The sequence below is a fragment of the Mycolicibacterium smegmatis genome, from assembly GCF_001457595.1.
Lineage (GTDB): Bacteria > Actinomycetota > Actinomycetes > Mycobacteriales > Mycobacteriaceae > Mycobacterium > Mycobacterium smegmatis.
In genome coordinates this window covers 3,468,519-3,492,497 of record NZ_LN831039.1, presented here as the reverse complement: position 1 = coordinate 3,492,497, position 23,979 = coordinate 3,468,519, and the positions used below count along the sequence as shown (strand labels likewise).

General features: G+C 64.0%; 23 protein-coding genes and 5 pseudogenes. 15 read left to right on the top strand and 13 right to left on the bottom strand.

What is annotated here, in order from left to right; translation table 11 throughout:
* Together AT701_RS34775 and AT701_RS16770 are read right to left on the bottom strand one after the other, a co-directional pair.
* Nucleotides 1-186 (bottom strand): hypothetical protein, encoded by a 186-nt coding sequence (locus AT701_RS34775; protein WP_130872783.1) that lies wholly within the window; start codon nt 184-186, stop codon nt 1-3.
* Between the two features lie 376 nt (nt 187-562).
* On the bottom strand, nt 563-919 hold the full coding sequence (locus AT701_RS16770) for a nuclear transport factor 2 family protein (protein ID WP_223496139.1): 357 nt from the start codon (nt 917-919) through the stop codon (nt 563-565).
* A gap of 510 nt (nt 920-1,429) precedes the next feature.
* Here AT701_RS16770 and AT701_RS16765 point away from each other — a divergent pair.
* Nucleotides 1,430-1,840: a hypothetical protein gene (locus AT701_RS16765; RefSeq protein WP_174519673.1), complete on the top strand. Its 411-nt coding sequence runs from the start codon at nt 1,430-1,432 to the stop codon at nt 1,838-1,840.
* 194 nt (nt 1,841-2,034) lie between these two features.
* Here AT701_RS16765 and AT701_RS34280 read toward each other — a convergent pair whose 3' ends face one another.
* Nucleotides 2,035-2,586: a TetR/AcrR family transcriptional regulator gene (locus AT701_RS34280; protein WP_081319494.1), complete on the bottom strand. Its 552-nt coding sequence runs from the start codon at nt 2,584-2,586 to the stop codon at nt 2,035-2,037.
* Nucleotides 2,587-2,731: 145 nt separating this feature from the next.
* Between AT701_RS34280 and AT701_RS16755 the strand changes: the two genes are divergently transcribed.
* Nucleotides 2,732-3,697 (top strand): aldo/keto reductase, encoded by a 966-nt coding sequence (locus tag AT701_RS16755; RefSeq protein WP_058126239.1) that lies wholly within the window; start codon nt 2,732-2,734, stop codon nt 3,695-3,697.
* A gap of 47 nt (nt 3,698-3,744) precedes the next feature.
* On the opposite strand, the gene AT701_RS16750 is transcribed toward AT701_RS16755, so the two are convergent.
* Genes AT701_RS16750 through AT701_RS16730 form a run of 5 tightly spaced genes read right to left on the bottom strand, consistent with a single transcriptional unit; the run spans nt 3,745 to nt 8,296 of the window.
* Complete coding sequence (locus AT701_RS16750) at nt 3,745-5,106, bottom strand: TRAP transporter large permease (protein WP_058126238.1); 1,362 nt, start codon at nt 5,104-5,106, stop codon at nt 3,745-3,747.
* Nucleotides 5,103-5,621, bottom strand: coding sequence for a TRAP transporter small permease subunit (locus tag AT701_RS16745; protein ID WP_058126237.1), 519 nt, complete (start codon nt 5,619-5,621; stop codon nt 5,103-5,105). Before AT701_RS16745 ends, AT701_RS16750 begins: the two co-directional genes overlap by 4 nt.
* Entirely contained in the window at nt 5,618-6,718 is a 1,101-nt protein-coding gene (locus AT701_RS16740; protein WP_058126236.1) for a C4-dicarboxylate TRAP transporter substrate-binding protein, read from the bottom strand. The genes AT701_RS16745 and AT701_RS16740 overlap by 4 nt, the downstream gene beginning before the upstream one ends.
* Before the next feature lies 1 nt (nt 6,719).
* Nucleotides 6,720-7,517, bottom strand: coding sequence for a carbon-nitrogen hydrolase family protein (locus tag AT701_RS16735; protein WP_058126235.1), 798 nt, complete (start codon nt 7,515-7,517; stop codon nt 6,720-6,722).
* A complete protein-coding gene (locus AT701_RS16730; protein WP_081319492.1) occupies nt 7,514-8,296 on the bottom strand; it encodes an HpcH/HpaI aldolase family protein in 783 nt (260 codons plus the stop codon). Before AT701_RS16730 ends, AT701_RS16735 begins: the two co-directional genes overlap by 4 nt.
* 63 nt (nt 8,297-8,359) lie before the next feature.
* Here AT701_RS16730 and AT701_RS16725 point away from each other — a divergent pair, with 63 nt between their 5' ends.
* Together AT701_RS16725 and AT701_RS16720 are read left to right on the top strand one after the other, a co-directional pair.
* Nucleotides 8,360-9,094: a GntR family transcriptional regulator gene (locus tag AT701_RS16725; protein WP_014877666.1), complete on the top strand. Its 735-nt coding sequence runs from the start codon at nt 8,360-8,362 to the stop codon at nt 9,092-9,094.
* Between the two features lie 201 nt (nt 9,095-9,295).
* On the top strand, nt 9,296-10,384 hold the full coding sequence (locus tag AT701_RS16720; RefSeq protein ID WP_011728995.1) for a sulfite exporter TauE/SafE family protein: 1,089 nt from the start codon (nt 9,296-9,298) through the stop codon (nt 10,382-10,384).
* 4 nt (nt 10,385-10,388) lie between these two features.
* Here the strand turns inward: AT701_RS16720 and AT701_RS16715 are convergent, their stop codons facing one another.
* Entirely contained in the window at nt 10,389-11,891 is a 1,503-nt protein-coding gene (locus tag AT701_RS16715) for a hypothetical protein (RefSeq protein WP_029104173.1), read from the bottom strand.
* A gap of 346 nt (nt 11,892-12,237) precedes the next feature.
* Here AT701_RS16715 and AT701_RS34270 point away from each other — a divergent pair, with 346 nt between their 5' ends.
* The 4 genes from AT701_RS34270 to AT701_RS35075 all read left to right on the top strand — a co-directional run bounded on the left by AT701_RS34270 (nt 12,238) and on the right by AT701_RS35075 (nt 14,691).
* Nucleotides 12,238-12,360, top strand: coding sequence for a DUF2510 domain-containing protein (locus AT701_RS34270; RefSeq protein ID WP_081319491.1), 123 nt, complete (start codon nt 12,238-12,240; stop codon nt 12,358-12,360).
* A gap of 248 nt (nt 12,361-12,608) precedes the next feature.
* Entirely contained in the window at nt 12,609-13,820 is a 1,212-nt protein-coding gene (locus tag AT701_RS16710) for an IS110 family RNA-guided transposase (RefSeq protein WP_011728499.1), read from the top strand.
* A 17-nt stretch (nt 13,821-13,837) separates the two neighbouring features.
* Complete coding sequence (locus AT701_RS16705; protein ID WP_011728992.1) at nt 13,838-14,212, top strand: hypothetical protein; 375 nt, start codon at nt 13,838-13,840, stop codon at nt 14,210-14,212.
* Entirely contained in the window at nt 14,209-14,691 is a 483-nt protein-coding gene (locus AT701_RS35075; RefSeq protein WP_036453210.1) for a hypothetical protein, read from the top strand. The genes AT701_RS16705 and AT701_RS35075 overlap by 4 nt, the downstream gene beginning before the upstream one ends.
* 362 nt (nt 14,692-15,053) lie before the next feature.
* On the opposite strand, the gene AT701_RS16695 is transcribed toward AT701_RS35075, so the two are convergent.
* Entirely contained in the window at nt 15,054-16,172 is a 1,119-nt protein-coding gene (locus AT701_RS16695; RefSeq protein ID WP_011728990.1) for an NADH:flavin oxidoreductase/NADH oxidase, read from the bottom strand.
* Between the two features lie 248 nt (nt 16,173-16,420).
* Here AT701_RS16695 and AT701_RS16690 point away from each other — a divergent pair, with 248 nt between their 5' ends.
* Entirely contained in the window at nt 16,421-16,681 is a 261-nt protein-coding gene (locus AT701_RS16690; RefSeq protein ID WP_223495603.1) for a peptidase C45, read from the top strand.
* A gap of 57 nt (nt 16,682-16,738) precedes the next feature.
* Nucleotides 16,739-17,536, top strand: a complete 798-nt coding sequence (locus AT701_RS16685; RefSeq protein ID WP_003894745.1) for an alpha/beta fold hydrolase — start codon at nt 16,739-16,741, stop codon at nt 17,534-17,536.
* Between the two features lie 40 nt (nt 17,537-17,576).
* On the opposite strand, the gene AT701_RS16680 is transcribed toward AT701_RS16685, so the two are convergent.
* Together AT701_RS16680 and AT701_RS35760 are read right to left on the bottom strand one after the other, a co-directional pair.
* Entirely contained in the window at nt 17,577-18,203 is a 627-nt protein-coding gene (locus AT701_RS16680) for an IclR family transcriptional regulator (protein WP_232836301.1), read from the bottom strand.
* Nucleotides 18,204-18,233: 30 nt separating this feature from the next.
* A pseudogene (locus AT701_RS35760) lies at nt 18,234-18,323 on the bottom strand (IclR family transcriptional regulator); the annotation flags it as partial.
* A gap of 256 nt (nt 18,324-18,579) precedes the next feature.
* On the opposite strand from AT701_RS35760, the pseudogene AT701_RS36080 reads away from it, so the two are divergent.
* Both AT701_RS36080 and AT701_RS36075 read left to right on the top strand, forming a co-directional pair.
* Nucleotides 18,580-18,720: pseudogene (locus tag AT701_RS36080) on the top strand (hypothetical protein); the annotation flags it as partial.
* Nucleotides 18,721-18,775: 55 nt separating this feature from the next.
* Nucleotides 18,776-19,192 carry a CapA family protein gene (locus AT701_RS36075; RefSeq protein ID WP_081319703.1) on the top strand — a complete coding sequence of 139 codons (417 nt, stop codon included), beginning with the start codon at nt 18,776-18,778 and terminating at the stop codon, nt 19,190-19,192.
* Nucleotides 19,193-19,601: 409 nt separating this feature from the next.
* On the opposite strand, the pseudogene AT701_RS16670 reads toward AT701_RS36075, so the two are convergent.
* Nucleotides 19,602-21,031 (bottom strand): annotated as a pseudogene (locus tag AT701_RS16670) (IS3 family transposase).
* A gap of 397 nt (nt 21,032-21,428) precedes the next feature.
* Between AT701_RS16670 and AT701_RS16660 the strand changes: the two are divergent.
* From AT701_RS16660 to AT701_RS16650, 3 genes and pseudogenes are all read left to right on the top strand, one after another.
* Nucleotides 21,429-22,265, top strand: a pseudogene (locus AT701_RS16660) (ATP-binding protein); the annotation flags it as partial.
* A 137-nt stretch (nt 22,266-22,402) separates the two neighbouring features.
* The gene (locus AT701_RS16655) at nt 22,403-23,722 is read left to right on the top strand and encodes an IS256 family transposase (protein ID WP_011727856.1); all 1,320 of its coding nucleotides are present in this window, start codon (nt 22,403-22,405) and stop codon (nt 23,720-23,722) included.
* 34 nt (nt 23,723-23,756) lie between these two features.
* Nucleotides 23,757-23,960: pseudogene (locus tag AT701_RS16650) on the top strand (ATP/GTP-binding protein); the annotation flags it as partial.
* Nucleotides 23,961-23,979 lie beyond the last annotated feature (19 nt).

The following is a 23,979-nucleotide window of genomic DNA, read 5'->3' as shown; positions in this document are numbered from 1 at the left end:
TCACTGGGCCCTTCGAGGCGTTGTGACGAATCGATCCGGACGATATACGTCTATATCTTCGCCAGCAGCCACATAGAATCGGCCTGGGTCATGGACTGCGGCGCGCACGCACGTGCTCTCGGACTGCAAGGCTGTCACCTCAATCGTTCCCGGCGTGCCGGCGGCACCGATCACGGTGGTGGTCATGGTGACTCCTCCCGCTCTGAGTTGCGTGTTCGGCGTGGCGGCAATGCTGCGGGCCCCACGCCGAAGGATCCGAAGCGGTCGCCCCTGAGCGCCCGGCCGGTTTCCCTCTATAGGGACCTATATGGACGAATTATTCCGTATGACCGGCGGCGTTGAACACGCTTCGACCGACTTGCTTGCCAATGCAATCGGAACTGCGCATGCGCTGGGCCACGTATGCACGGCGAAGGGATGTTCCAACCAGGCAGAGCAGGGCCGGATTCGGTCGCGGTGATCCGGCAGCGGGGAGTCGGTCCGCACACGTCGGCGGAGCTCAGGCATCCAAGATGATCCGACCCTCACATGGCCCACCGACGCGGGTTGGCCGGCGCACGGGCTATGGACGGGACAACGCCCGGCGCACAACACCGAGGTGTCGGGCCATCTTTGGTCCGAGCATCGCCGTGAACACGATGATGGCGAGCAATGGCCGGAGATGTGGCCGGAGCCGGCGGATCTGCCCGGACTCGTCGAGATCGAACACCAACGCATCCGTGATCCGAATGCCGGCAACGTTGCCCTCGCTCACCGCGACCGCCACCGTGGCATCGCCCACGGCATCCGCCCATTTCAGCTCACGCAGGCTTCCGTATATCGCCGCCAACAACACACGCAGGTCGTCTCGTCCTCGGAACACCATTCGGCCGGATATCGGCGACACCAGTTCAACGTCGGTAGCCAAGGTCGCGACCATCCCGTCCACGTCACATGTCTCCGACGCCACGCAGAATGCCGCGACCGCGTCAGTTGGTTCTGATGATCCCATGATTACCCCCTCCAGCGTTTGCCAGTTTTCAGCCTAGGGGGCGCGCGGAGAATCGAGAAGGGTCGTGTGCCCTCGCCACGGAACGTGGGCCGCACGTTTTCCCGCCTTGCTGGAAGTCATTGTCTTCGAATCGTTTTGATGACAGCGACCCGACGTGGTAGGTGAGAGGACCTCGCGTGCCACATGACTCGGCTGGCGAGTATGGCGTATCTTGTTGGCATCCCGCCGTAGTCCACTGTGATGAATCGCAGTGACTCGCTACGTCCGCCGCAGGCACTGGCTCCTTTACAACGCGAAGAGGCCCAGCCCGAGGTCCATCCGGTCCTTCGAGAGGAGACGACGACGGTGAGCAGCAGAGATGCATCCGAGGGCGCCGGAGATCGTGCACCCGTCTCAGGCATCGCACTGCTCACCCTGCTCGCACTGTTGTTCCTGGGGATGGTGGTCCTCGGCATCGCGACCGGCGACGTCCCCATCGACAACAAGGCGCTCGCGTTCGCTCCGGTGTTCTACTCACTGACCGTGATGGGCGGACTCGTCGCTTCTTTCTTCGGGTTCACCGTCCTTGAGGCAGTCCTCAGCCGCCGGGGCGATCCCGCACGGGGGCGGGAGCGTGCAGCGCTTGTGATCCTGGGGCTGGTCTCCGGGGTCTTCTTCGTCACGTGTTTGCTCGCGCTACCTGTGGTCGCACTCGGGGTCGCCGCGAACGGACTTGGGGTGGGCATCGCCCTGCTCTGGAGAGTACGTGGTGGCGCTCGCGTGTACTGGGTTCTGTTGTGGGTGGCATTCGCCCTTGCAGTCATCGCCGGAGCATGGACCGCAGTCGCCATCCAGGGTGCAATCGTCTGACGCAGGTTTGGCGAAAGGCGATGGCCGTGCCCGCTGCGAGATCGCCTACGAACGGCAAGGTCTCAAGACTTTGGACGAACCATCTGGCAGCGCCAGATGACGAGGATTCAGAGTGTCCGTGTTTCGACAAACGAGAACAACGGACTCACTGGACGAATGTGTTGCCAAGGCTCAATCCACATGTGCGCAGGCATTCATGGTGCCTGGCGATCTACTGAGGCGGACTCGCGCAGCCCGCGCAATACGGTGTCGAGGTGTCGTCGCCAGAGGTCGTCAGCGCCACCGGCCGCGACGATGCCGCGTAGCGCCCAGATGATCGCAGTTACGTCGGCAGGCGTCACGTCATGCCGGATCGCCCCGGATCGTTGGGCGCGCGAGAGCAGCGCGGCCGATTGCTGTCGGAGTTCCTCAACGAGCGGTTCTGGTGCAAGGTCGCCCCACACGTAGGCTGACAGCCCGCTCTTGCGAACGAGTTCAGCGCCCACGGTGTAGAGGAAGACACTCAGGCATTGCTCGTCGGTTGCGGCGTGCGCCTCCTGAGCGGCCCTCAGCAGGCGGCCGAAGAATTCACTCAACACTTCGCGGACCAGTGCGTCCTTGTTCGGGAACCGCCGGTAGAGCGTTGCCGGGCCGGTCCCTGCGGCTCGTGCCACGTCCTCCAGAGTCGCCCGGGTTCCGTGCTGCGCGAACACCTCCTCGGCGGCGGCGATCAATCGGCTGCGGTTAGCCGTCGCATCGCTTCTCATCGGCAACTCCGATCCAGGCGTACTATCTGATAGTGAAACTATCACTTATTTCGCGAGGAGTTCGACGGTGACGACAGTTGATGGCACGGCGCGGGTGCGGATCGGTCACTCGGAGCTGAATGTTCGACCCGTCGGTCTCGGTTGCATGGGGATGTCGCAAAGCTACGGGCCAGCCGACGATTCGACAGCGATACGGACCATCCGCTCAGCGCTGGACCTCGGGGTGGATCACCTCGACACCTCAGACGTCTACGGGGCTGCCGACATCACCTGGGGCGTCCCGATCCGCGGCTTCGGACACAATGAGGAGCTGATCGGTAAGGCCATTTCGGGGCGCCGCGACGACGTGGTGCTGGCGACGAAGTTCGCCGCCCGGATCAACGAAACCAACGACGGGATTGCCATCGACGGCCGGCCTGAGTATGTGACCGCCGCGTGCGAAGCCAGCCTGCGCCGGCTGAACACCGATGTGATCGACCTGTACTACTACCACCGGCTGGACCCACGAGTCCCTATAGAGGAAACGGTCGGCGCGATGGCTGAGCTGGTGAGCGCGGGAAAGGTCAGGGCGATCGGACTCAGTGAGGTGGGACCACAGGCCTTGCGGCGAGCGCAGGCAGTGCATCCGATAGCCGCATTGCAGAGCGAGTACTCCCTATGGGAGCGCGGTGTCGAGGGTGACATCGCCGAGACTTGCGCCGCGTTGGGGGTCACGCTGGTCGCCTACAGCCCGCTGGGCCGCTCTGCGCTCACCGGAGCGCTGGCCGCAGATGCGACCTTTGTGAAGGGTGACCTGCGTGCCACCAATCCCCGCTTCACCGCGGAGAACCTCGGCATGAACCTTGCCCCCGTGGCCGCACTCAAGGCGCTGGCCGACCAAAAGGGCTGCCGGCCCGGCCAACTGGCACTGGCGTGGTTATTGTCACGCCCCTTCAAGGTCGTGACGATTCCCGGCACCAAGCGCATCGAATACGTCGCAGAGAATCTCGCTGCCACCAACGTCGCCCTCAGTGCCGACGAATCGTACTATCTCTCAGAGCTTTTCGCGCCGGGAACCATCGTCGGTGACCGGTACGCGCCCATACACGCCCGCACCGTCGTACAGAGCTGAACCACGCTCCGACCTGCTCCAACTGCATGGGGCTGGAGCGTGACCGGTCACTGCGCACCCGACATGGACGGGAGGAACGTCACGATTGCCGGGAAGGCGATCAGCACCCCGACCACCACCAGGTCGGCCACGATGAAGGGAATAATGCCGCGGAACACGCGGCCCAGTCCCGCTTCCCGCACCGCTCCGGAATAGACGAACGCGTTCATCCCGACTGGCGGCGTGATGAGCGCCATCTCAGCGACTTTCACGATGAGGACACCGATCCAGATCCCGTCGAACCCGTAGCCGACCAGGATCGGATGCAGCAGTGGCGCGGCGATGAGGATCATCGAGATGCCGTCGAGAAACATGCCCAGCGGCAACAGGATTGCCAGGCAGAGCACCAGAACCAGATACGGCGGCAGTTGCGCCGCGGTCACCGCACTCACCAGGGAACTGCTCGCCCCGCTCAACGCGAGGACATAGGTGAACACCCCGGCGCCGACCATCAGCAGAAAGGTCATCGCCGTCAGGCCGATCGCCTCCCTCAGCGATTCTCCGATCTCTCGGATCCACGACGGGGGCCGCGTCCGCAGCACCAGGACGACCAGCGCGGCGAGCGCACCGAAGGACGCCGCTTCGGTCGGTGTGGCCAGACCGAGGTAAATCGTGCCGATGGAGACCGCGAAAATGACGACGAGATAAAGGAACCCGGCGATGTCGACGCGCCCCGGATCGCCGGCCGCCGCACCTTCGGCACCCGGACCCGGCTCCTCGATCCTGCGCTCGGCGCCGACGACACCGGCACGCCTCCGCTGCCACATGACCAGCAAGACGCTGGTGACCGCGTATCCCGCGATCGTGAGCAATCCCGGCCCGATCCCCGCGATCAGGAGTTGCCCGATGCTCTCCTCCGTGACCACGCCGTACAACACCAGGACGATCGACGGCGGGATGAGCACTCCCAACGTCCCACCGGCACACACCACCCCGGCGGCCAGGCGGATGCTGTACCCCGCGCGGACGATGGCATCGGTGGACACTCGGGCCATGGTGGCCACCGTGGCTACGCTCGATCCCGTGACGGCAGCAAACATGCCGGAACCGGCCAGTGAAGCCAGCGCGGGACCCCCTGGAAGTCGCCGAAGCACCGAGGAGGCCAGGTCGAAACCGGCCTGGGCCAGCCCGGCGCGAACCGCGAAGATCCCCATCACGATGAACAGCGGAATGATCGTCAGCGAGTAGTCGGCCGCCGTGGAGAACGGTTGGTTGGCCACGGTGCTGAGCCCGGCTCCGGTGCCGCGCAACAACAACACCCCGACGAAAGCCGAGGCCATCAGCGACAGGCCGATGTGGAGACGAATCGCCAAGAGCGCGAAGAACAGGACGAGGACGACGACCAGGACGACGCCGGTGGTGGCGGTCATCGGTTATCACCTCCGCATTCGGTCCGCAGGGCCATGAAGGTGAGCAGTTCCTTCCACACCGCCACGACGAAGAACATGGCAAACGACGCCAACAACACCAACTTTGCGGGCCAGGTGGGCAGCCGGAGGATGTCGTTCGTCGTCTCACCGCGCTCGATCGCGCTGAGCAGGACTTCGCTCAGACCCCAGGTCAAAAGGAGGGCGAGCGCGATCAGGAGCACCGTACGTATCACCGACAGCACGAGTCGCGTCCGCGGGCCGAACCGGCTCTCGAACAACTCGACCACCACATGCCGCCCGTCGGCCTCCGCTGAGGCCAGGCCCAGGAAGGCGATGGCAACCAGCAACATGGTGGCGATATCGACGGTTCCGACGATCGAGCGGTCCCGGGCGTTTCGGCTCACGACGTCAGCAACGGTCAACAGGATGACGCCGAGCAGCAGCAGGCCTGCCACGATGCTCATGCCACGGGCGATCACCGTCACGGCCCGCGGCAGCGCGACGTCCTCGGTCATCGGGTTGCTCCTTCGAGGCATGCGTAGAACTGATCGACGTACTGCGACTGCGGAGTCTCTTCCCGGATGATGCGGCGATAGTCGTCGAGCACGCTCTGCGCGTCGTAACCGCGCTCGGAGTACCGGTTGACCCACCCCTCGGCGATCCCGGCACGTTCCTTCCATGCCGCGACATCGTCGGCCGGCATGGCGGACAGTTGCGCGCCCGTTCTACGGAGGTTCTCGCACGCCTGCGCGCCGAGCTTGTCCATCTCCTCCAGGCCGTTCGCGACCGCCTGACCGGACGCCTCGGCGATCGCTTCCTGATACTCCGGTGGCATGGATTCCATCAGTTCGGAGTTGATCACCACGATCGAGGACGCATAGGCGCCGATTCCGGGATCGACCAGGTACGGGGTGTTCGTCGCCAGACCGAACGTCGGCAGGTTGGCGATCGCCAGCGAGGTGTACCCGTCGACGACGCCCCGCTCCATGGCTTCGTAGACATCGGTCGCAGTCATCGCCACGGGATTGGCACCCACGGCGAGCAACGCCTCCGACGTGAGGCCTCCCGAGCGAATGTTGCGCCCCGCCAGGTCGTTTGGTGTGAGCGCAGGTTCGTCGAGACCGACCACGCTGATCCCCAGCGGCAGCGGGAACAGCAGTTGCACACCCTGGCGGTCGAAATCCCTGCGGTACGTCTCGTTTTCCTCGTAAAGCCGTTCGATGGCCGTCAACTGCACTTGCGGATTGTTGGTCTCGAAGGGCAACTCGATGACGGTGAACATGGACAAATCCGACGCCGAGTACAACGAGCCGACCTGAGCGAGGTCGGCCCGGCCGTCGAGGGTGGCCTGCAGCGACTCGTCCGCACCCACCAGGCTCTGCGAGTAGTGGAACTTCACCCGCACCCCGCCGTCGGTGCGGGCTTCGACGTCCTCGGCCCAACGCTGCATGGTGACCGACTGGTCCGAGGTCGGCGAGGAGTAGGTCGTGTAGTGCAGGACGTAATCACCTTCCTGCGCAACGCAAGCCGTCAGCGCAGCGGTACATACCGCGGCGGCGGTGACGGCTGTGGCGCGGCGCAGCCGACGAAGAAACGGCGTGGTCGCAGGCATCTCAGGCCTCCGGTTGGACACGAAATCGCCTCAGCGCCAGCGCGGGGTTGATCGTGCGCACGCTTTCGAGACGGCTTCGCTCGAGGCGTGCCACACCGATACCGGCGGCTTCACCGAGTGCAGCCAGCGGGATGCCCATCGGGTCGAGGATGACGCTGTTGCCCGAACCGGCGGGGGCGATCTGATCGGCCGCCACAACGTAGACGGTGTTCTCGATCGCCCGGGCCCGCAGCAGGGTGTTCCAGTGATACTCCTTGAGCGGCCCGGGGACCCACTCGGCCGGCAGCGCGATCACGTCGGCACCGGCGTCGACCAAGGCACGTGAGGTCTCCGGGAACCGGAGGTCATAGCAGGTCTGCATCCCGATGGTGAACCCGTTGACCCGCAGCAGCTGGGGGATGGCGGGGTCGGCGGCGATCACCCGGTCGGATTCTTTGTATCCGAAGGCGTCGTACAGGTGGACCTTTCGGTACACCGCAGCGATCTCGCCACCCTGGATCCCGACGAGCGTGTTGTGGATCTTGCCGTTTCCGGCGCTCTCGTTGATGCCGGCGATAACGGTCAGGCCGAGTTCCGCGCCAGCCTGCGCCAGCCGGGTCACCGAGGGGCCGTCCAGGGCTTCGGCGGTGCGCACGAAGCGGTCGTCCATGGTGGGTACGGTGAACACCGCGTACTCGGGTAGCACCACCAGGTCGGCGTTCTGGTCGGCGGCCTGCCGCAGCAGGTCGACGATTGTGTCGAGGTTCGCGGCCTTGTCTTCGGACGGGGCGAACTGGGCGACTGCGGCGGTCAGGGTCATCGCGCACTCCTCACGTCTTGGCTGATGGTCTGCAGGCCTTGCATGGTGGCGGTGAATCCCGCCAGCATCGCGCCGTATTGCATGGCGGCGACGATCGTGTGTGCGCCGTCCTCCAGTGCCAGGCGTTGTTCAGCCTCGCTCCAGGCCGGAAGTATCCACGGTTTGCCTGCGGTGTTGGCGGCTCGGGCAAGGTGGCGAATGTCGGCGAGGTCGGCGTCGGTGACGCTGTAGGCGCCGCGGTCCCGGCGTAGCGACAGGTCCGACGGTCCGATGAAGATTCCGTCGACCACGGGGAGAGCCAGGATGGCATCGATGTCGTCGAACGCCGAGGCGTCTTCGATCATCGGATAGCAGTGGGTGTTTCGGTCCTGGGCTGTCACCCAGTCATCGGTGAATCCCCGGTATTCCGAGGTGCGGCCGCCGGCGAAGGACCGGTCGCCCAGTGGCGGGAACTTCGCGAATCCACAGATCTGCGCCGCGTGATCGGCGGAGGCGATGTGGGGGATGGCGACGGCGTCGGCCCCGAAATCGAGTGCCTGCTGGATGGGGCCACGCTCCGGTCCCAGAACCTTGGCGATCACACGCATCCGTTTGGCGCGGATCAGCGGAATGATCCAGTCCAGCGCTCGCAGATCGAACAAGCCGTGCTCGATGTCCAGCACCACGGTGTCGTATCCGGCCAGAGCGCCCATCTCCACGGCCGCCGCCGACGGCTCGGTGAGCCATATCGCAACCGAGGGCTGCGGCGATCCGGTGCGGTCTACGGGGGCGAGGGTCATCACGGCCTTTCTCGATGCTCGATGCGGCAGAGCGCGAAACATATCTGTAGACACGTTGTATACATGATGAATGCACACCGTGTAAATGGTTCAATGATTGCTATGTCCACCCCTGGAAGCCGCGCGGTCGCGGGAGCGGTCAAGACATCCGCAGGCCAACGCGCCTACGAGTGGATCCGCGACGCGATCCTCAGCGGGGAGTTCGCCGAAGGCGAGTTCATCGACGAGGTCGCCCTCGCAGCCAGGGTCGGCACGTCCCGCACACCCGTGCGTGAAGCCCTGCAGCGGCTGCAGGTGGAGCGCTATGTCGATCTTCTTCCGCGCCGCGGGGCGCAGGTTCGGGTGGTCACGGCGGTGGAAATGCGTGAGATCTACCAGGCGCGCTTCGTGCTCGAATCCGATGCCCTCCGCACGATCTGTCAACGGCAGGCCGGCGCGCCGGAGAGCGCCCGGCAACTGATCGAAGAGATGGAGCAGGCTGGGCGCGAGCGCAACTGGAACCGGTTCGCGCAGCTGGACCAGGTGTTCCATTCGGAGATCGTCCGCCATCAACGCAACGCGGTGATCGCCGAAATGTATGACGCACTTCAGCCACGCCAGGTACGGCTGGGCACCCGGACGCTGGCCGAGGCGCCCGCCAGGTTGAGTGTGATCGAGCGCGAGCATCGCGAACTCATCGCGGCCCTCGATCGACATGACGCCACGACCAGCGTCGACGTGCTCCGACAGCACCTGCGGGAGATCCCTGAATTGGTGGACGCGTTCGAGGGGCACGCCCAGGTTCGCAGTAGTGACTGATCGGCAAACGCTCAAGAAGAGAAGCACCTGCGGCGTGATGAGTGCCCCCTCAGCGACTTTCACCATCAGGACACCGATCCAGATCCGTCGAACGGACCCGACCAGGATCGGATGCAGCAGCGACGCGGCGATGAGGATCATCGAGACGCCGTCGAGAAACATGCCCAGCGCCAGCAGGATTGCGGCGATATGCTGAGACCGATGGACTGTACCGAGGACGTACCGGTGGTGTCGGTGACTGCTCGGACCGAGTACTCGACGGAACGTCATCGGGCGTCTGCCACGACGGCGGCGATCGCTTTCGCGTCTGGCCTCATCGCATTGGTGGCGTTCAATTTCTTAGGGTTGGCACCAGCGTTGACCTCCATCGTTGTGGCAGCACTCATCACCATCGCGTTGGGCACAGCTACCTACGGGCGGCTCAAGCCACCGGGAGCTGTACAGATCACCGTCGGCGACAGCACCGTATCCTTCGGCGACGAAAGCGCCGAATTCACAAGCCGCCCTTTGTCCTCGCTCATCGCGGTGGACCTTGCCGGCCCTGCCGACGAGACGACGCCGGACCCTCGACGGCTCACAGTGCGTACGCAGGAGTATTTGGTCCTGACCTTCGCCTCAGACACCGGCCACGACGAGTGGAGGGTCGCGGTCGTCAAGTCTGACCCGGCCGCCGCCGAAGTGTTCCGCCGTTTGACGATGGCGCTGCCCGAGGCGCACAAGAGAGGGTCCTCAACCACTGCACGCTCGGCGGCACGAGTCGCAGACGCCGGGTCTGACGAGGCAGCCAGGCGCCTGTGGGAGGAAGCCACACGGCGCCATGACGACGTCCTCGGCGCGTACGGAGCCTACGAGCTCGACCCCGCGATGCTGTTGCGCTATCCCGCAGTCACCGACGTGACCGTCGAATCCACCCAGACATTCCACATCGCTCTCGACGAGGCACAGGCCCTGCGTACTGACGGCTATCCGGGCGACCGCGGTCTGGCCGACGCGTATCAGCAGACCGTGGCGAGGCTGCGCCGAGCCTGGATTGCGTGTGAGTCGCACGGTAGGAGAGTCGGCACGTCCTACCTCGAAACGGCCGACCAGTCCGAACTCGATACCGCGCTAAAGCTTTACCACCACGCCGCATCCAGCACCACTGCGGCCGAGCAGGCCACCTACTACGGGCGCGTCCGCGAAATCATCACCAGACTCACCCACCGCGGCGCACTGCACTTACCCGAGGCACAGCTCAAACAGTTGGAGGCCGTCACGCGCCGGGCTATCGAAGCGGCAGAATCCGACTGAACGGTCAAACCGCATCCGGGGCAAGGAACTCACCGGTCACCGAGTAGGTTCCCGTCGCTGCTTCCACGCCCGCGAGTTCGATCCGGATGGCCAACCGGTACGGGTCGATCGCGCGGTCAGTCATCCAAATGTGGACCGCTTCTCGCTCGTAGGGTTCGAGATCACCCCGCTGCATTGCCTGCGCTCGGACGGAGTCGAAGACTTGCGGTGAGATGTCGTTGAAGGAGAAGGTCTGAGACCCGACGTGGCCGGCCTGCTGAGTGATCTCGGGCAGTTCTCCGGGGACGATGACGATCTGACCAGACCGGTCTTCGGTCTGGAACTCCAGCAGCACACCTCCGCGGGTTTGGAGCTCACTTGCGTGCGCGATCGGCGTAGCTCGGTGGGTGCCGCGGATTTCGAAGTTCGTCAAGACCCGATCCGAGGGTGTGATCCCAGCCAGCGTCAGGGACTCCCGTGCTCGCTGGAATGACACCGCGAAATCTGCCGGATCGAAGATCTCCCCGACGGTGCCGTCGGGAAGGGCTTTGACCGTCTTGCTGCCGAAGATGCCGGTCAGTATCACCGGACCTCCTGGACGCGACCGTTCGATTTCTAAGCTGTCCAGGTCGACGTGTCCGCCCGCAGAATCGAGCCGCTCGCCCATCTTGCGCGTGATGGCGGTCAGATCGGCAGATGCGATATCGCCGGCGGTGAACGTGCTGTCTTTACGCAGAACCTGTGCCGAAGGCGTGGTGAACGCATCGCCACCGTTGTTGACGTAGACGATTGTCGTGTCACCGTTGGCCGGATCGAGAACGGTGCCGTAGTCCGATCCGCTGCCGGTGAAGCGGAGTTCGAGCAGATTGTTGGCGGCCGCCGGACCGAACTGGTTGGAGACCGCCTCGATCATCCCGCGCAGGCGGGCGTTGAGGTTCATTTCCTTGTGCCCGGGGGCAGTCTGCGCCTCCCCGGGTGCGGGCGGCGTGGGCCTGTCGAGGGAGATGCGCCAGGCGTCACCTACACCGAACAGCAGCGCCAGAGCCACCACGACGGTCACAGCCGAATAGCTCAGCAACTGTGGGCCGGGCAGACGGTCGAACTGGGGCGCAGGCACCGCTTCGCGCGGCGGCAGTTGGTCCGGCGCCAACGCGGTTTCGGGCTCATTGGTCAGTGCCTCAAAGTCACCGCGAGACATCGAGACGATCCACCGCCCTTGATACTCGGTGTCATGCGGTGGGCTTATCGTCGCGGTCACCAACGTCGGCTGCAGGTCGTCGGGGCTGCGGCTGCTGCGGGTCAGTGCATCGACACGAACCGGCACTGACCTTCGCGGCGCACCGCTCTCGAACACATCAAGCACGGACAGTTGCGATGGCCGCGGCACGATGATCAGTCCGGCCACGAGGACCGGAATCCCGATCAGCAGCGCCAACCACCAGGCGTTGTAGGCTCCGAGTCCGATACCGGCAGCCACAAGCGCACCAGCCGCCGTAGCCTGACCGACACGAACAGCCGTGCGGTTCATCGAGAGCCCCCTCTGCACACCGATCCCGCGATCATATCGGCGCGTCAACCGAAATCGGCCACGCACAGCGATGGGGGCTTGCGGGTCAACGTCGGTGGCGGCAACTGAAGACCTGCGCGTACGGCGTGGGATCGATATCGGGCCGAGGGCCTTCCATGAGCCGTCAGGGGCATCGGCCTGCTGATCGAACAACCCCGGGAAAGCAAGTACCAGGAAGGGGGCGAGCACCACATGAAAAGCTACGGAGTCAGCCCGACCGACCTCAGCTTCGAAGGGTGCGTCGACCTGTGAGTAGAGAGGCTAGAGCAGGACGAACGCGACGCCCACTGACGTTACGCTTCGAGACATGACTCCCGGTTACGTCCCTCCCGGCTGGTACAACGACCCCGCCGACCCCGGCGCAGCACGCTACTGGGACGGACACCGCTGGACCGACCACCGCCAGCCACACCCGCCTAATGGGTGTTGATCGGCGTGCCTCGAACGGATAACCGTCCAGCGCGGGGACGCTGATCACCGAGCCGCTGGCCGGTGAGCACTCCTGCCGCCTGGAACGATGGTCGATTTCTAGGGTTAGATCGTGCCCCGGCCGGTTGGTGAGGTCATCTACAGCGCTCATGGGATGTCGTGCCGGTTCGAGCACTGATCCATTAGGTCGCCGCCAGATGTCCTTCGGCTCGAACGGTTTCATCCACATCGAGCCAAGGAGGCGATGCGATGCTCTTCGTCGGAGACGACTGGGCAGAAGACCACCACGACCTGTACCTGATGAACGAGGCCGGCGACAGGCTGGCCTCACGGCGGCTGCCCGAGGGGCTGGCCGGAATTCGACTACTGCACGATCTCATCGCGGCCCACGCCGATGACCCCGCTCAGGTCGCCGTCGGAATCGAAACCGACCGCGGACTGTGGGTGGAGGCACTGACCGGCGCCGGTTATCAGGTGTACGCGGTCAATCCGCTGGCTGTGGCCCGCTATCGCGACCGCCACGCGGTGTCGGGAGCCAAGTCCGATGCCGCCGACGCCAAGCTGTTGGCCGATCTAGTGCGCACCGACCGACACAACCACCGTCTGATCGCCGGCGACACACCCGACGCCGAAGCGGTCAAGGTCCTCGCGCGGGCGCATCAGAATCTGATCTGGACCCGCAACCGGCACACCAACGCACTGCGCTCGGCACTACGCGAGTACTACCCCGCGGCGCTGGAGGCCTTCGACGATCTGTCCGACCGCGACGCGTTGGCGATCCTCGGACATGCACCCGACCCCCGACAAGCATCCAGCCTGAGCCTGGCCAAGATCCGCTCCGCACTCAAAGCTGCTGGGCGCCAACGCAACATCGACATCCGAGCCCAGGAGATCCAGGCCGCACTACGATCCGAACAACTCGCAGCACCGGCTGCGGTCACCGCGGCGTTCGCAGCGACAACGCGGGCCACCGTCGGGCTCGTCGTCGAGTTGAGTCGTCAGATCGACGACCTGGAGAACGAACTGGCCGCGCATTTTGAGACGCACCCGGACGCCGACATCTACCGCTCCCTGCCAGGACTTGGTGTCATCCTCGGCGCCCGGGTGCTCGGTGAGTTCGGGGACGACCCGAACCGATACACCAACGCCAAGTGTCGCAAAAACTACGCCGGAACCTCGCCATTGACCATTGCGTCCGGCAGGAAGCGCGCCGTACTGGCCCGCCACATCCGCAACCGTCGGCTCTACGACGCGATCGACCAGTGGGCCTTCTGCGCGCTAACCCGAAGTCCCGGAGCTCGACAGTTCTACGACCATCGCCGCGCTGAAGGCGACCTCCATCACCAAGCACTGCGGGCTCTGGGCAACCGCCTCGTCGGCATCCTGCACGGTTGCCTACGCCACCGGACCCGCTACGACGAACACAAAGCCTGGGCACACCGCACACCTGCCGCCGCTTGACAACTTACGCACCTGGGATGTCTAACCCCTATGCCGCTGGCACCCCCGGCTGGCCCGCGCCGGCCTGGAGCGGCTACACCGCCCCCGCGGCCCCACGTCCCCGACGTAGAGTCCGACGAATCGCGCTGGCCGTCACCGGCATCGTCGCCGTCGTCGGAATCGGTTCATACCTGCTCGGCGACACCAACACCCACAACAAGTGGTATCAAAAGGGCTACGACATCGGCTACAACACCAAGAAATCGGTCGTCTACACCGACGCCGAGACCGCCTGCCGCTGGCGGACCCTCACCGCCGTAGACCCCGGTGAGAACAAATACCAAACACGAATGCGGCAGGTCGAGAAAGGCTGCATCGACGGGTTCAACGACCGCAACGGCACCTCAACATGACCGGCGCCGTTGACCTCAGCGGCTTCGGCGGCTGGGTTCCCTTCGCCGCCCTGCCCACTGCGGACGTCCCCGTGCATCCAGGGGTGTATGTCATCGTGCGCCCCTCCGACGAGTCGCCACGGTTCCTCGCCCAGTCGCCCGCCGCACACTTCAAAGGCAAAGACCCTACGGTTACCGTCGCCGAACTAGACAGGATGTGGGTGCCCGGTGAACGAGTTGTCTACATCGGCAAGGCAAACGCCGGCACCGGCGGCAAGCGCCACCTACGCAAACGCCTCGATGAGTTCCGCAGATTCGGAGCGGGTCAACCTGTCGGACACTCCGGCGGCAGACGCATCTGGCAACTCGCCGACCACGACACCCTGCTTGTCGGATGGCGCGTCACGCCCGACGCCGAGGCCGCCGCCCTGGAGACCCAGATGCTTGCCGCCTTCCGCGCGCACCACGGACGACTTCCCTTCGCGAACATGCGCGGTTGAGCGTCATGCCGGCCGCGGAAAGTAGCGGCGGCGCACATGACCAGCGATTCAAACAGCGAATGAAACAGCTTCTGTGACAGAGAAATTCAAGTAAACCGGACCCGAACCCGAAACGCGCACGGCTGCTGCACCGATATCACTCCTACGTCATGGCACGACTCGAGACCGGATGGTAAGCAGCCACCCACCGGTTCGAAGGGGGACCGGTACCGTGCTCGCCCCACTCGGCGGCGTCAAGAGTGGTCAGGGCTGGAATTGTCCCCTCGAAAACGAAGCTGGAAGGCTGGCATCTCGTTCAGTTCCCAAGCAAACCAGTCGTTGCCGCCGAACAGCATCCGGTACCGCCGATAGCAACGGCGGCGTCAGCGTGGATTAATAAGAGCGCGGTGGTATTGCGTCGGCCATAGATCATGGGGGTCACCAGGGAGGAACCGGAGGGCAAGGTACGGGTCGCGCAGAAGCGGGCGCCCCAGAAATACCGCATCCACCTTAGTCCGACTAATAGCCTCTTCTAGGACATTCGGATCGCCGATCTGGCCCACCGGTGCAACCAGGATTCCCACATCCTGTCGAATGCGGTCTGCCGGCTCGACGTTCAGAGCTGGCCTCGGCGGCGGAGGAGCATCGACCAGTAACCCGCCCGATGTCACGTCGAGCAAGTCGATGTCCAACTCTCGCAGACACTTGGCGAACTCGACGGCCTGAGCAAAATCAAACCCCCCACCTGTCCAGTCGTTTGTACTGATGCGGATGAACACTGGCTTGTCCGCTGGCAACGCCGAGCGGACTGCCCGCGCCACTGCCAGCGGGAACCGCAGGCGGTTCTGAAGAGATCCCCCGTACTCGTCGACTCGCTGGTTCGCGAGGGGGGAGAGGAATTGGTGTAGCAGATAGCCGTGGGCGGCATGCACCTCGACCACGTCGTATCCCGCTTCGTGTGCGTTGACCGCCGCTTGGGCGAAGCGATCGACCGTCATCGCGATCTCGGCGCGCGTCAATGCCCGGGGCACGGTGAGGTTGCCGAACGGGATTGCGGACGGGGCGAGCGGAGTCCAACCGCCCTCCTCGACGGCGACGGGGCTGTTCTGGCCCCTGCGCTCCCAGGGTAGGCGATGTGACGACTTCCGGCCGGCGGCCTGTAGTTGGATCGCAGGCACGGCACCTGCGCGGCGGATGATGTCGGTTACTGTTCGGTGCGAATCAACCTGTGCCCCAGTCCAAATGCCTGGGTCCCTGAGAGTGCATCGATCATCGGGGCCAATCGCCGTACTCTCGACCATGACCATTCCCACGCCGCCGACAGCACGCGCACCGTAGTGCAGCGAATGCCACTCGGAAAGGCAGCCGTCGCTGGTAGCGGAATACTGCGCCATCGGTGACATCCAGATGCGGTTTCGTACCTCAACCTTGCGCAATTGGATTGGTTGAGCGATGCGTTCCATGTCCATCAACAACTCCTCTTCGCCGAAGCTTGCGCTCACTTGCGTGCCGTATTACGGCACAACATGCCACGTTAAGGAACAGCGGGGAGACGTCATCACGCCCCAGGCTTAACGAACGAGGTGGCATCAAAAGAGTCAGGAGAACGCGTGGACACAGGGGGCGCTGAAGCCGGGGCCACCGTCCTGCGTAGCGCTGCAAGCAAGGAGCTGCATCAAGTTCAGTTGGCGCACAATCATATTCAACTCGACGCCGCCCAAAGGCGAGCGGTCGCGCGCGGGACGTGTCGGTGAGCGACGTCCAGACGGTTCTGAAAGATCACCTGAGCTATCCGAAGAGCATCTGCCGTCACCCGGACATCGCCGATCACCCATTGGAACAGAGCGCATCGCTGTTTTCGGTGGTGATGGACCTGGATGCCGGACGGATAATGTTTAGCGCTTACCCGGTGTGCGAGAGCACGCCATACACGATCGATTTCACCGACCTCCAGTCGGAGCCGGCGGCTCAGACACGACGACGCGACCATTCAACCAAATCGACATGCTGACGATGCCGCCGCTGCGGCCAGAAGACACGCCTGCAAAAAGATGCCACAGGAGGAAACATGACTGAAGGATTGCGAGCTGGGGATCGTATGGTCGAGCGGCCTGATGAGACCACGATCCGATACTCGATCACCGGACCGTCGGAGGGGTCTACGCTGGTCTTGATTCACGGATGGGGCTGTGAACGACGCTATTTCGATGATCTGGTCGCGCAGTTGCCAGCCGATCTTCGGGTCGTCGCTGTCGACCTTGCCGAGCATGGCGACTCGCGATCGAGTCGAACTGTCTGGACCATGGAGGAATTCGCTCGCGACGTGGACGCCGTACTGAGCGCTGAGTCGATCACCCGATGCGTCGTGGTTGGACATTCGCTCGGGGGCGCGGTGGCCGTCGAAGTCGGTCGCCAGCTGCCCGACGTCGTCACCCACGTCGTGGTTCTCGACGCCTTGCACTATCTCGGGCTGTTTCCCGCGATGGACGACAGTAAAGCAGAGGCAATTATTCGGCCATTTCACGATGACTTTGCGGCGGCGGTCCGCGCCCTGGTCGAGGGCGGTTCGCCCGAGGGATTCAGTGAAGAGTTGATTGACTCTTACTTCAGCATGATGGTGAAGGTTCGGCAACCGGCCGGCATACGAGCAATCGAGGGACTGGTGCGGTGGAACATGGAACATGCCTTGAGTGAGACGACTCAGCCGATCACGGCTTTTGCGGTACGTGAGCTTCTCTCGTCAGAAGCCGTTGAGCGGTTCGGTGATCGGATAGATTTTGTTCCCGTCGAACTGGGCAGCCACCACTTTCCGGTTGAGTCACCCGAGGACACGGCGAAGCTGCTGACGTCGGTGGTGAGCGTCTGATAGTCCCTTGGCGAACGCCGCAGCATTTTGGGCGAGCGCGTTATGCGGAACGGATGAGCCCGTTGATTTCTGCGGCCGCAGCGTTCGCCAACTCGGCCAGCGTTGCTTCGTTGGCCGCGTCGTACCGCATCTCGGGTATTGATATCGCAATCCCGGCGATCGGCCTATCCATCGAGTCCGTCACCGCAACCCCGACAGAGCAGACGTGGGGTCGGTACCAGGACGAGACGTTGAGCGCGTAGCCGCGCACGGCGGTCATTTCGATTTCGCGCCTTAGTTGATCGGTGCTTGGTACCGAGGCACCCTCGACCTGATCTACTTCGTGGCTGAGCACCTCGGCGACTTCGGCGGGCGCGAGGCGAGCCAGCATGGCGACACCCGCGGACGTGGCTTGCAGTGGCAGGCGGGTGCCGAGCTCCAGGATCACCCGTACATCCTTCGTCGTGTCGGCCCGGCCAATGATGACGCTCTCGTTTCCGTCCCGCAGGGCAAGGTGTACAGTTTCGCCGGTATCGGCTGCAAGGCGCTTGATCACCGGATCGGCCAATTGTCGGAGATCTTGTTCACCAGCCCCGCGAAGACCCAAAGAAAGCGCCCGCGCCGTTACGCCCCAACGAGTCTGGGCCGTGTCGACAACTTTCAGCCATCCAGCCTGCTTGAGCGTCACCAGGCACCGCTGGACGGTGCTCTTCGGTATCCCAGTGACGCGCGATAAGTCGGAGACACCGATTGGTTGGCGTGTCGCCACCTCTTCGAAGATCCGGAGAGTGCTCAAGACGCTGTTCATCGAACGGATGCTGGTCGAAGTCCCTGGATTCGGCGCTCCAGCACTGTCACCTGGTGTGTTCATGGGAAGTTGACATTAACACCCGTACACCGTTCCGCATAGTGGCACACGCGGCGCCGATAATTGATTGTCATGCCGTTCTATGGCATGACGCGCCGTAGTATGGAACACAGGATGTGGAGTTAACCGTGGTGGGTGACGTAGTAGTTTCTGGACGACCTCGCCGGCCAACGCCCGACCGTCCCAGCCCGGGAGAATCGGCCCTCAGCCTGCTGCTTGCAGGGATCTGACCATCGGCAATCTCGAGGTTTCGTTCACGGACTCGAATGACCGCGCCGAGAAACTCGTCGCGATGCGCGCACCAATATCAGCTGCTAAAGAATTGGCCGAGTTGGGCTTTGACCTTGTGTCGCTGGCAACGAACCATACGATGAACTTCGGCGCCAAGGGGATTGCGGGACACGATCCGGTCGCTCGATGCAGTAGGCGTCAGGCACGCCGGTTGCGGCGAATCCCAATCAGAGGCCACTCGCCTGCAGGTGCTTACAGTCGCGGGTCAGTCGGTAGCCTTCTTCAGTTTTTGTTCGGCCCTGCCACGCGGGGCCAATGCGACGGGGGATAGGCCAGGAGTTGCCGCCATACGGGTTCGCTCGACGTTCGAGGTCGACAGTGGCTTGCTTGACGAAACCCCTGGCGTCCCGCCCTTCGTGCACACGCATGCATACGAGCCGGACGTCCAAAGAGCCGAAGTACTCATGCGAGAAGCGAAGGCGCAGAACGTATTGTCGTCGTCGCGATGCACTGGCGCGTCCCATTCGCATACCTTCCAACCTCGCAGGGCCCGCTGGCCTGGCTCGGTGTCTCGTTGACGCCAGAGCCGATCTGATCATCGGGCATCACCCGGAAGCAATATCCGTCGACTGCTTTCAGAGGTGGTCTGGCGGTGAACTAGGGGCGGCGTTCGATGCGATGCGGTGGATTAGTTGACATAATGTAGCTTATCGGTACTTCCGGATCGCAGGTGAGTGGCCGTCGGGTCGCGTATCGTCATCTCCTTCGCCTCTGAGCGGAGTCACCTCGGGAGCATCGCCGATGCCCAGTCATCACCCTTCACGTTCGTGGCGTGGTTGCGCCATGTGCAAGCCCCACAAGCGGCGCGGCCATGGACGAGCCACCAAGGATCCCGTCTCGGTGCGTCGCCGCGTCGGACTCAAGCGTCGGTACTCACGCCGCACGGTGTCCGACGGAATTTGTCAAGGTGTTTGAGTCCAGTGGGTGTTAAGCGGCTTCCGTTTCGGTCTCCTGTTCGGCCGGTTTGGGTGGGTTGATCGCCGCGGATTCAGGTAGGTCGATGACCTTGGGTGCGGTGTCGCGGCCGAATCGGCGTGGGTGGCGCGCCCTGGCGTCGGCGAGCACGGCTCGGCGCTGGGTGTCTTTCCCGCCGGCGAGGCCGTAGAACACATCGGCGGGTGTGTGCAGCCCGATGCCGCTGTGGCGGTGTTCATGGTTGTACCACTGCACGAATCGGTCCATGAAATCCCTCGCGTGATGGATGGATTCGAAGCGTTCCGGGAACGCCGGCGCATACTTCAAGGTCTTGAACCAGGACTCGCTGTAGGGGTTGTCGTTGGATACCTTGGGCCGCGAATGCGAGCGGATGACGCCCAGATCCGAGAGCAGTCCGGCGACGGTGTTGCTGGTCATCGAGGTGCCCCGATCAGCGTGCACGACGTGTGGGATGCCGTAGGTGCCGAAGATCTGTTCCATCATCTCCTTGGCCAGCTGGCCGCATTCGCGGGCGTGCACATGGACCCCGACGATGTAACGCGAGTAAATGTCGATCATCACGTAGGCGTCGTAGTAGACCCCTTTGACCGGGCCGGCCAGTTTGGTGATGTCCCACGAATACACCTGCCGCGGCGCGGTGGCCACCAGTTCCGGGCAGACCGCTTTGCGGTGCCGGGCCAGCCGACGGCGCTCCTTGACCAGCTTGTTGGCATTGAGGACGCGGTACATCGTCGACACCGAACACAGGTAGCTGCCTTCATCGAGCAACGTGGCCCACACCTGCATCGGCGCGGCATCGACGAACCGGGCACTGTTGAGCACCTCAACCACCCGGGCGCATTCGGACTCGGTGAGCTTGTTGACCGGGACCGGTCGTGGTGCCCGATCGGCAGGCGCCGGCGCGGGTTTGGCGCGTCGAGTGGCCGTCGAGCGGTGCATGCCGGTCACCTCCGCGGCCTTGCGGGTCGGAATCTGGATATCCCGCAGATCGTTGTAGGCATCCATCAGCGCTTGGTCGGCGGCGTGTCGGTGTCCGCGCTCTCGGAGAGAGACTCCAAGAGCGCGTGTGCTTTTCCCATGATCCCCAGGGCAGCCTCGGTGGTCGCCAGCCGATTATTGGCCTGGGCGAGTTCCTTTTTCAGGCGGGCGATCTCGGCCTGCTCGCGGGTGAGTTTACCGACCTTCTCCCCAGGTGCCTTGCCTTCCAACACCCCAGCATCGCGTTGTTTGCGCCACTCGGCGATCTGCGAGGAATACAACCCCTCACCGCGCAGGTACGCCCCACCATCGTTGGTCGTACAGGCCTGCTCATAGGCATCCAGGTGGGCCAGCTTCTGCGCCGGAGAAATCGAGCGCCGCCGGCGCGGGCCATCAGATCGCGGTGAAGGTGCCACCGCTCCAGTCTCGCGCACAGCAGCCATCGTCGTCGTCATGGTTCAGGTGATTCCGTTCTCGCCCCGAGATCAAGCCAAGTTGCCAAGTTGCTAAGTACCAGTGGACTCAACTCACCCTGACACCCAGGGCGACCGCGATGAACTCTGAGCCATCTCATTGTGGAGCCCGTCGAGATCCCCGCCTACCTCGCGGGCTGCCCCACTGCGAATCGTCACTGTGACGAATTGTCCGAGCCGGACCGGTTCGTGAAATCTGCTGGCATGCCGCTGCGAGCGCCGGCCGTGGCTGGTCCGGCGTGCCGGTGCCGCCGGCCGAGCACGATGCGTCGCCGAGCGACCAAACGGCCGACGACGCAGGCAGTGAAGACGTTGTAGCCGAGGTGATTCCTCTGCCGGTGTTCGATGCACGCAAGGAGGCCCAATCGTGGCGACTGTGACCGAGCCGCAAACAGTGGCCGTGAACCAGTTGGAGGATCGCCGCCAGCCCACCACAACGTTGGAGGGCTGGCGGCGTTTCATTGAGGCCGATGCGCCCGAGTTCGAACTGTTCGACGATCTGACATGGTCGCAGTTGGACGACGATGCCCGGACCCGCTACAACGAGGCCCGCGTGGCGCATCACTCGGAGTTGGTGGTGGTCACGACATCAGCGATCGAATCGATCACCCATCAGGGCCGACTGCTGACCCTGCTCAACCAGCGCGAGATTGGCGCGCGACGTGGCCTGATCATCTCCGGCGCTGCTGCGACCGGCAAGACCACCGCGATCAAACAGCTGGGCAGATTTCACGAACTACGCACCAGGGCACGGTTCCCCGGCGACGACAGCCGCATACCGGTGGTGTATGTGACCGCACCGCCGAAAGGGTCACCACGCAAACTGGCGATGGAGTTCGCCCGGTTTCTGGGCTTACCGATGCTCAACCCGCGGATGAACGTCACCGACATCTCCGATGCGGTGTGCCAAGTGCTCATCGACGCGCGAACCGACATCGTCGTGGTCGACGAGATCCACAACCTCAACCTGGATACCCGCGCCGGGGAAGAATTGTCTGATCACCTGAAATACTTCACCGAACACCTGCCCGCGACGTTTGTGTATGCCGGGATCGACGTGGAGCGTTCGGGGCTGTTCACCGGCACCCGCGGACGCCAGCTCGCCGGCCGCTGTGGTGTCATCCACACCAGTGCGTTCCCGGACGCAAAAGAATGGCGTCAGCTCGTGGCGGCGATGGAGGGTACGTTGCGGCTGCACCGTCACACGAGCAATGATCAATACCTGTGGATGAGCCTCGGTGTGGGGGCGTGAAGATGGGCGCACCTTCCCGGGGATGATCTTCACGGAATCAGGTATTCGATCAAGACCGGCGTTGGCGCGCTGGTTGGGAAGGTACGCCCATGCTCACCGTAGTTCACGACACCGAGGACGCCAACGACAAGGCCAGCGGTGCTGGTCGGTCGTTGTTGGATGAGATCGTCCGCGACGGGGCCCGGCAGATGCTGGCCGCGGCGTTGCAGGCCGAGGTCGCCGCCTACGTGGCGCAGTTCGCCGATCAACTCGACGAGAACGGTCACCGGTTGGTGGTGCGAAACGGCTATCACCAGCCCCGGGAGGTGCTGACCGCCGCCGGCGCGGTGCAGGTGAAAGCGCCGCGGGTCAACGACCGCCGTGTCGACCCCGACACCGGTGAACGCAAGCGGTTCTCCTCGGCGATCCTGCCGGCCTGGGCGCGCAAGTCGCCGCAGATGAGCGAGGTACTGCCGCTGCTGTACCTGCACGGCCTGTCGAGCAACGATTTCACCCCTGCCCTCGAGCAGTTCCTCGGCTCCGGCGCTGGGCTGTCGGCCAGCACGATCACCCGGCTCACGGCGCAGTGGCAAGACGAGGCCCGCGCGTTTGGGGCCCGCGACCTCTCGGCCACTGATTACGTGTATCTGTGGGTCGACGGCATTCACCTCAAGGTGCGGCTGGACCAGGAAAAGCTCTGTCTGCTGGTGATGCTGGGCGTGCGTGCTGATGGCCGCAAGGAGCTCGTGGCGATCACCGACGGCTACCGCGAGTCGGCCGAGTCGTGGGCCGATCTGTTGCGCGACTGCAAGCGCCGCGGCATGACCGCCCCCGTACTCGCGATCGGCGATGGCGCGCTCGGGTTCTGGAAAGCAGTCCGCGAGGTTTTCCCGGCCACCAAAGAGCAGCGGTGCTGGTTTCATAAGCAGGCCAATGTTCTTGCTGCACTGCCGAAATCAGCGCACCCGTCGGCGCTGGCGGCGATCAAGGAGATCTACAACGCCGAGGATATCGACAAGGCCCAGATCGCGGTCAAGGCCTTCGAGGCCGACTTCGGCGCGAAGTATCCCAAGGCGGTCGCTAAGATCACCGACGACCTCGATGTGCTGCTGGAATTCTACAAGTATCCGGCCGAACATTGGATTCATCTGCGAACGACGAATCCGATCGAATCCACCTTTGCCACAGTGCGTTTGAGGACCAAGGTCACCAAGGGGCCCGGATCACGAGCGGCCGGACTAGCGATGGCCTACAAGCTCATCGACGCCGCCGCGGCCCGCTGGCGTGCCGTCAACGCCCCACACCTGGTCGCCCTGGTCCGCGCCGGCGCGGTCTTCCATAAAGGCAGACTGCTCGAACGACCCACCGACATCACCCCGCCAACATCGCCCTCAGACGGCGGTCAGCACGCCGGAACGGAGGTCGCCTGAAACACCCCGATCCACAGGTATTGACAATTCCTCCCGTCACACACCGGGAACCCTTGTGGCCGAGGCACGATACCTGCACCGCCGCACCGGCGGCATGATCGGCAGCCTTGCCCATCTGATCCGTGCCGCAGCCATCCAGGCCATGCTGGATGGCACTGAACAGGTCTCGCGGGCGCTCATGGACACCGTGCTGATCGACTATGCCGCTCACACCGCCGCCGCCCGCACCGCCAGCTGAACCGGCATGAATCCCAGAC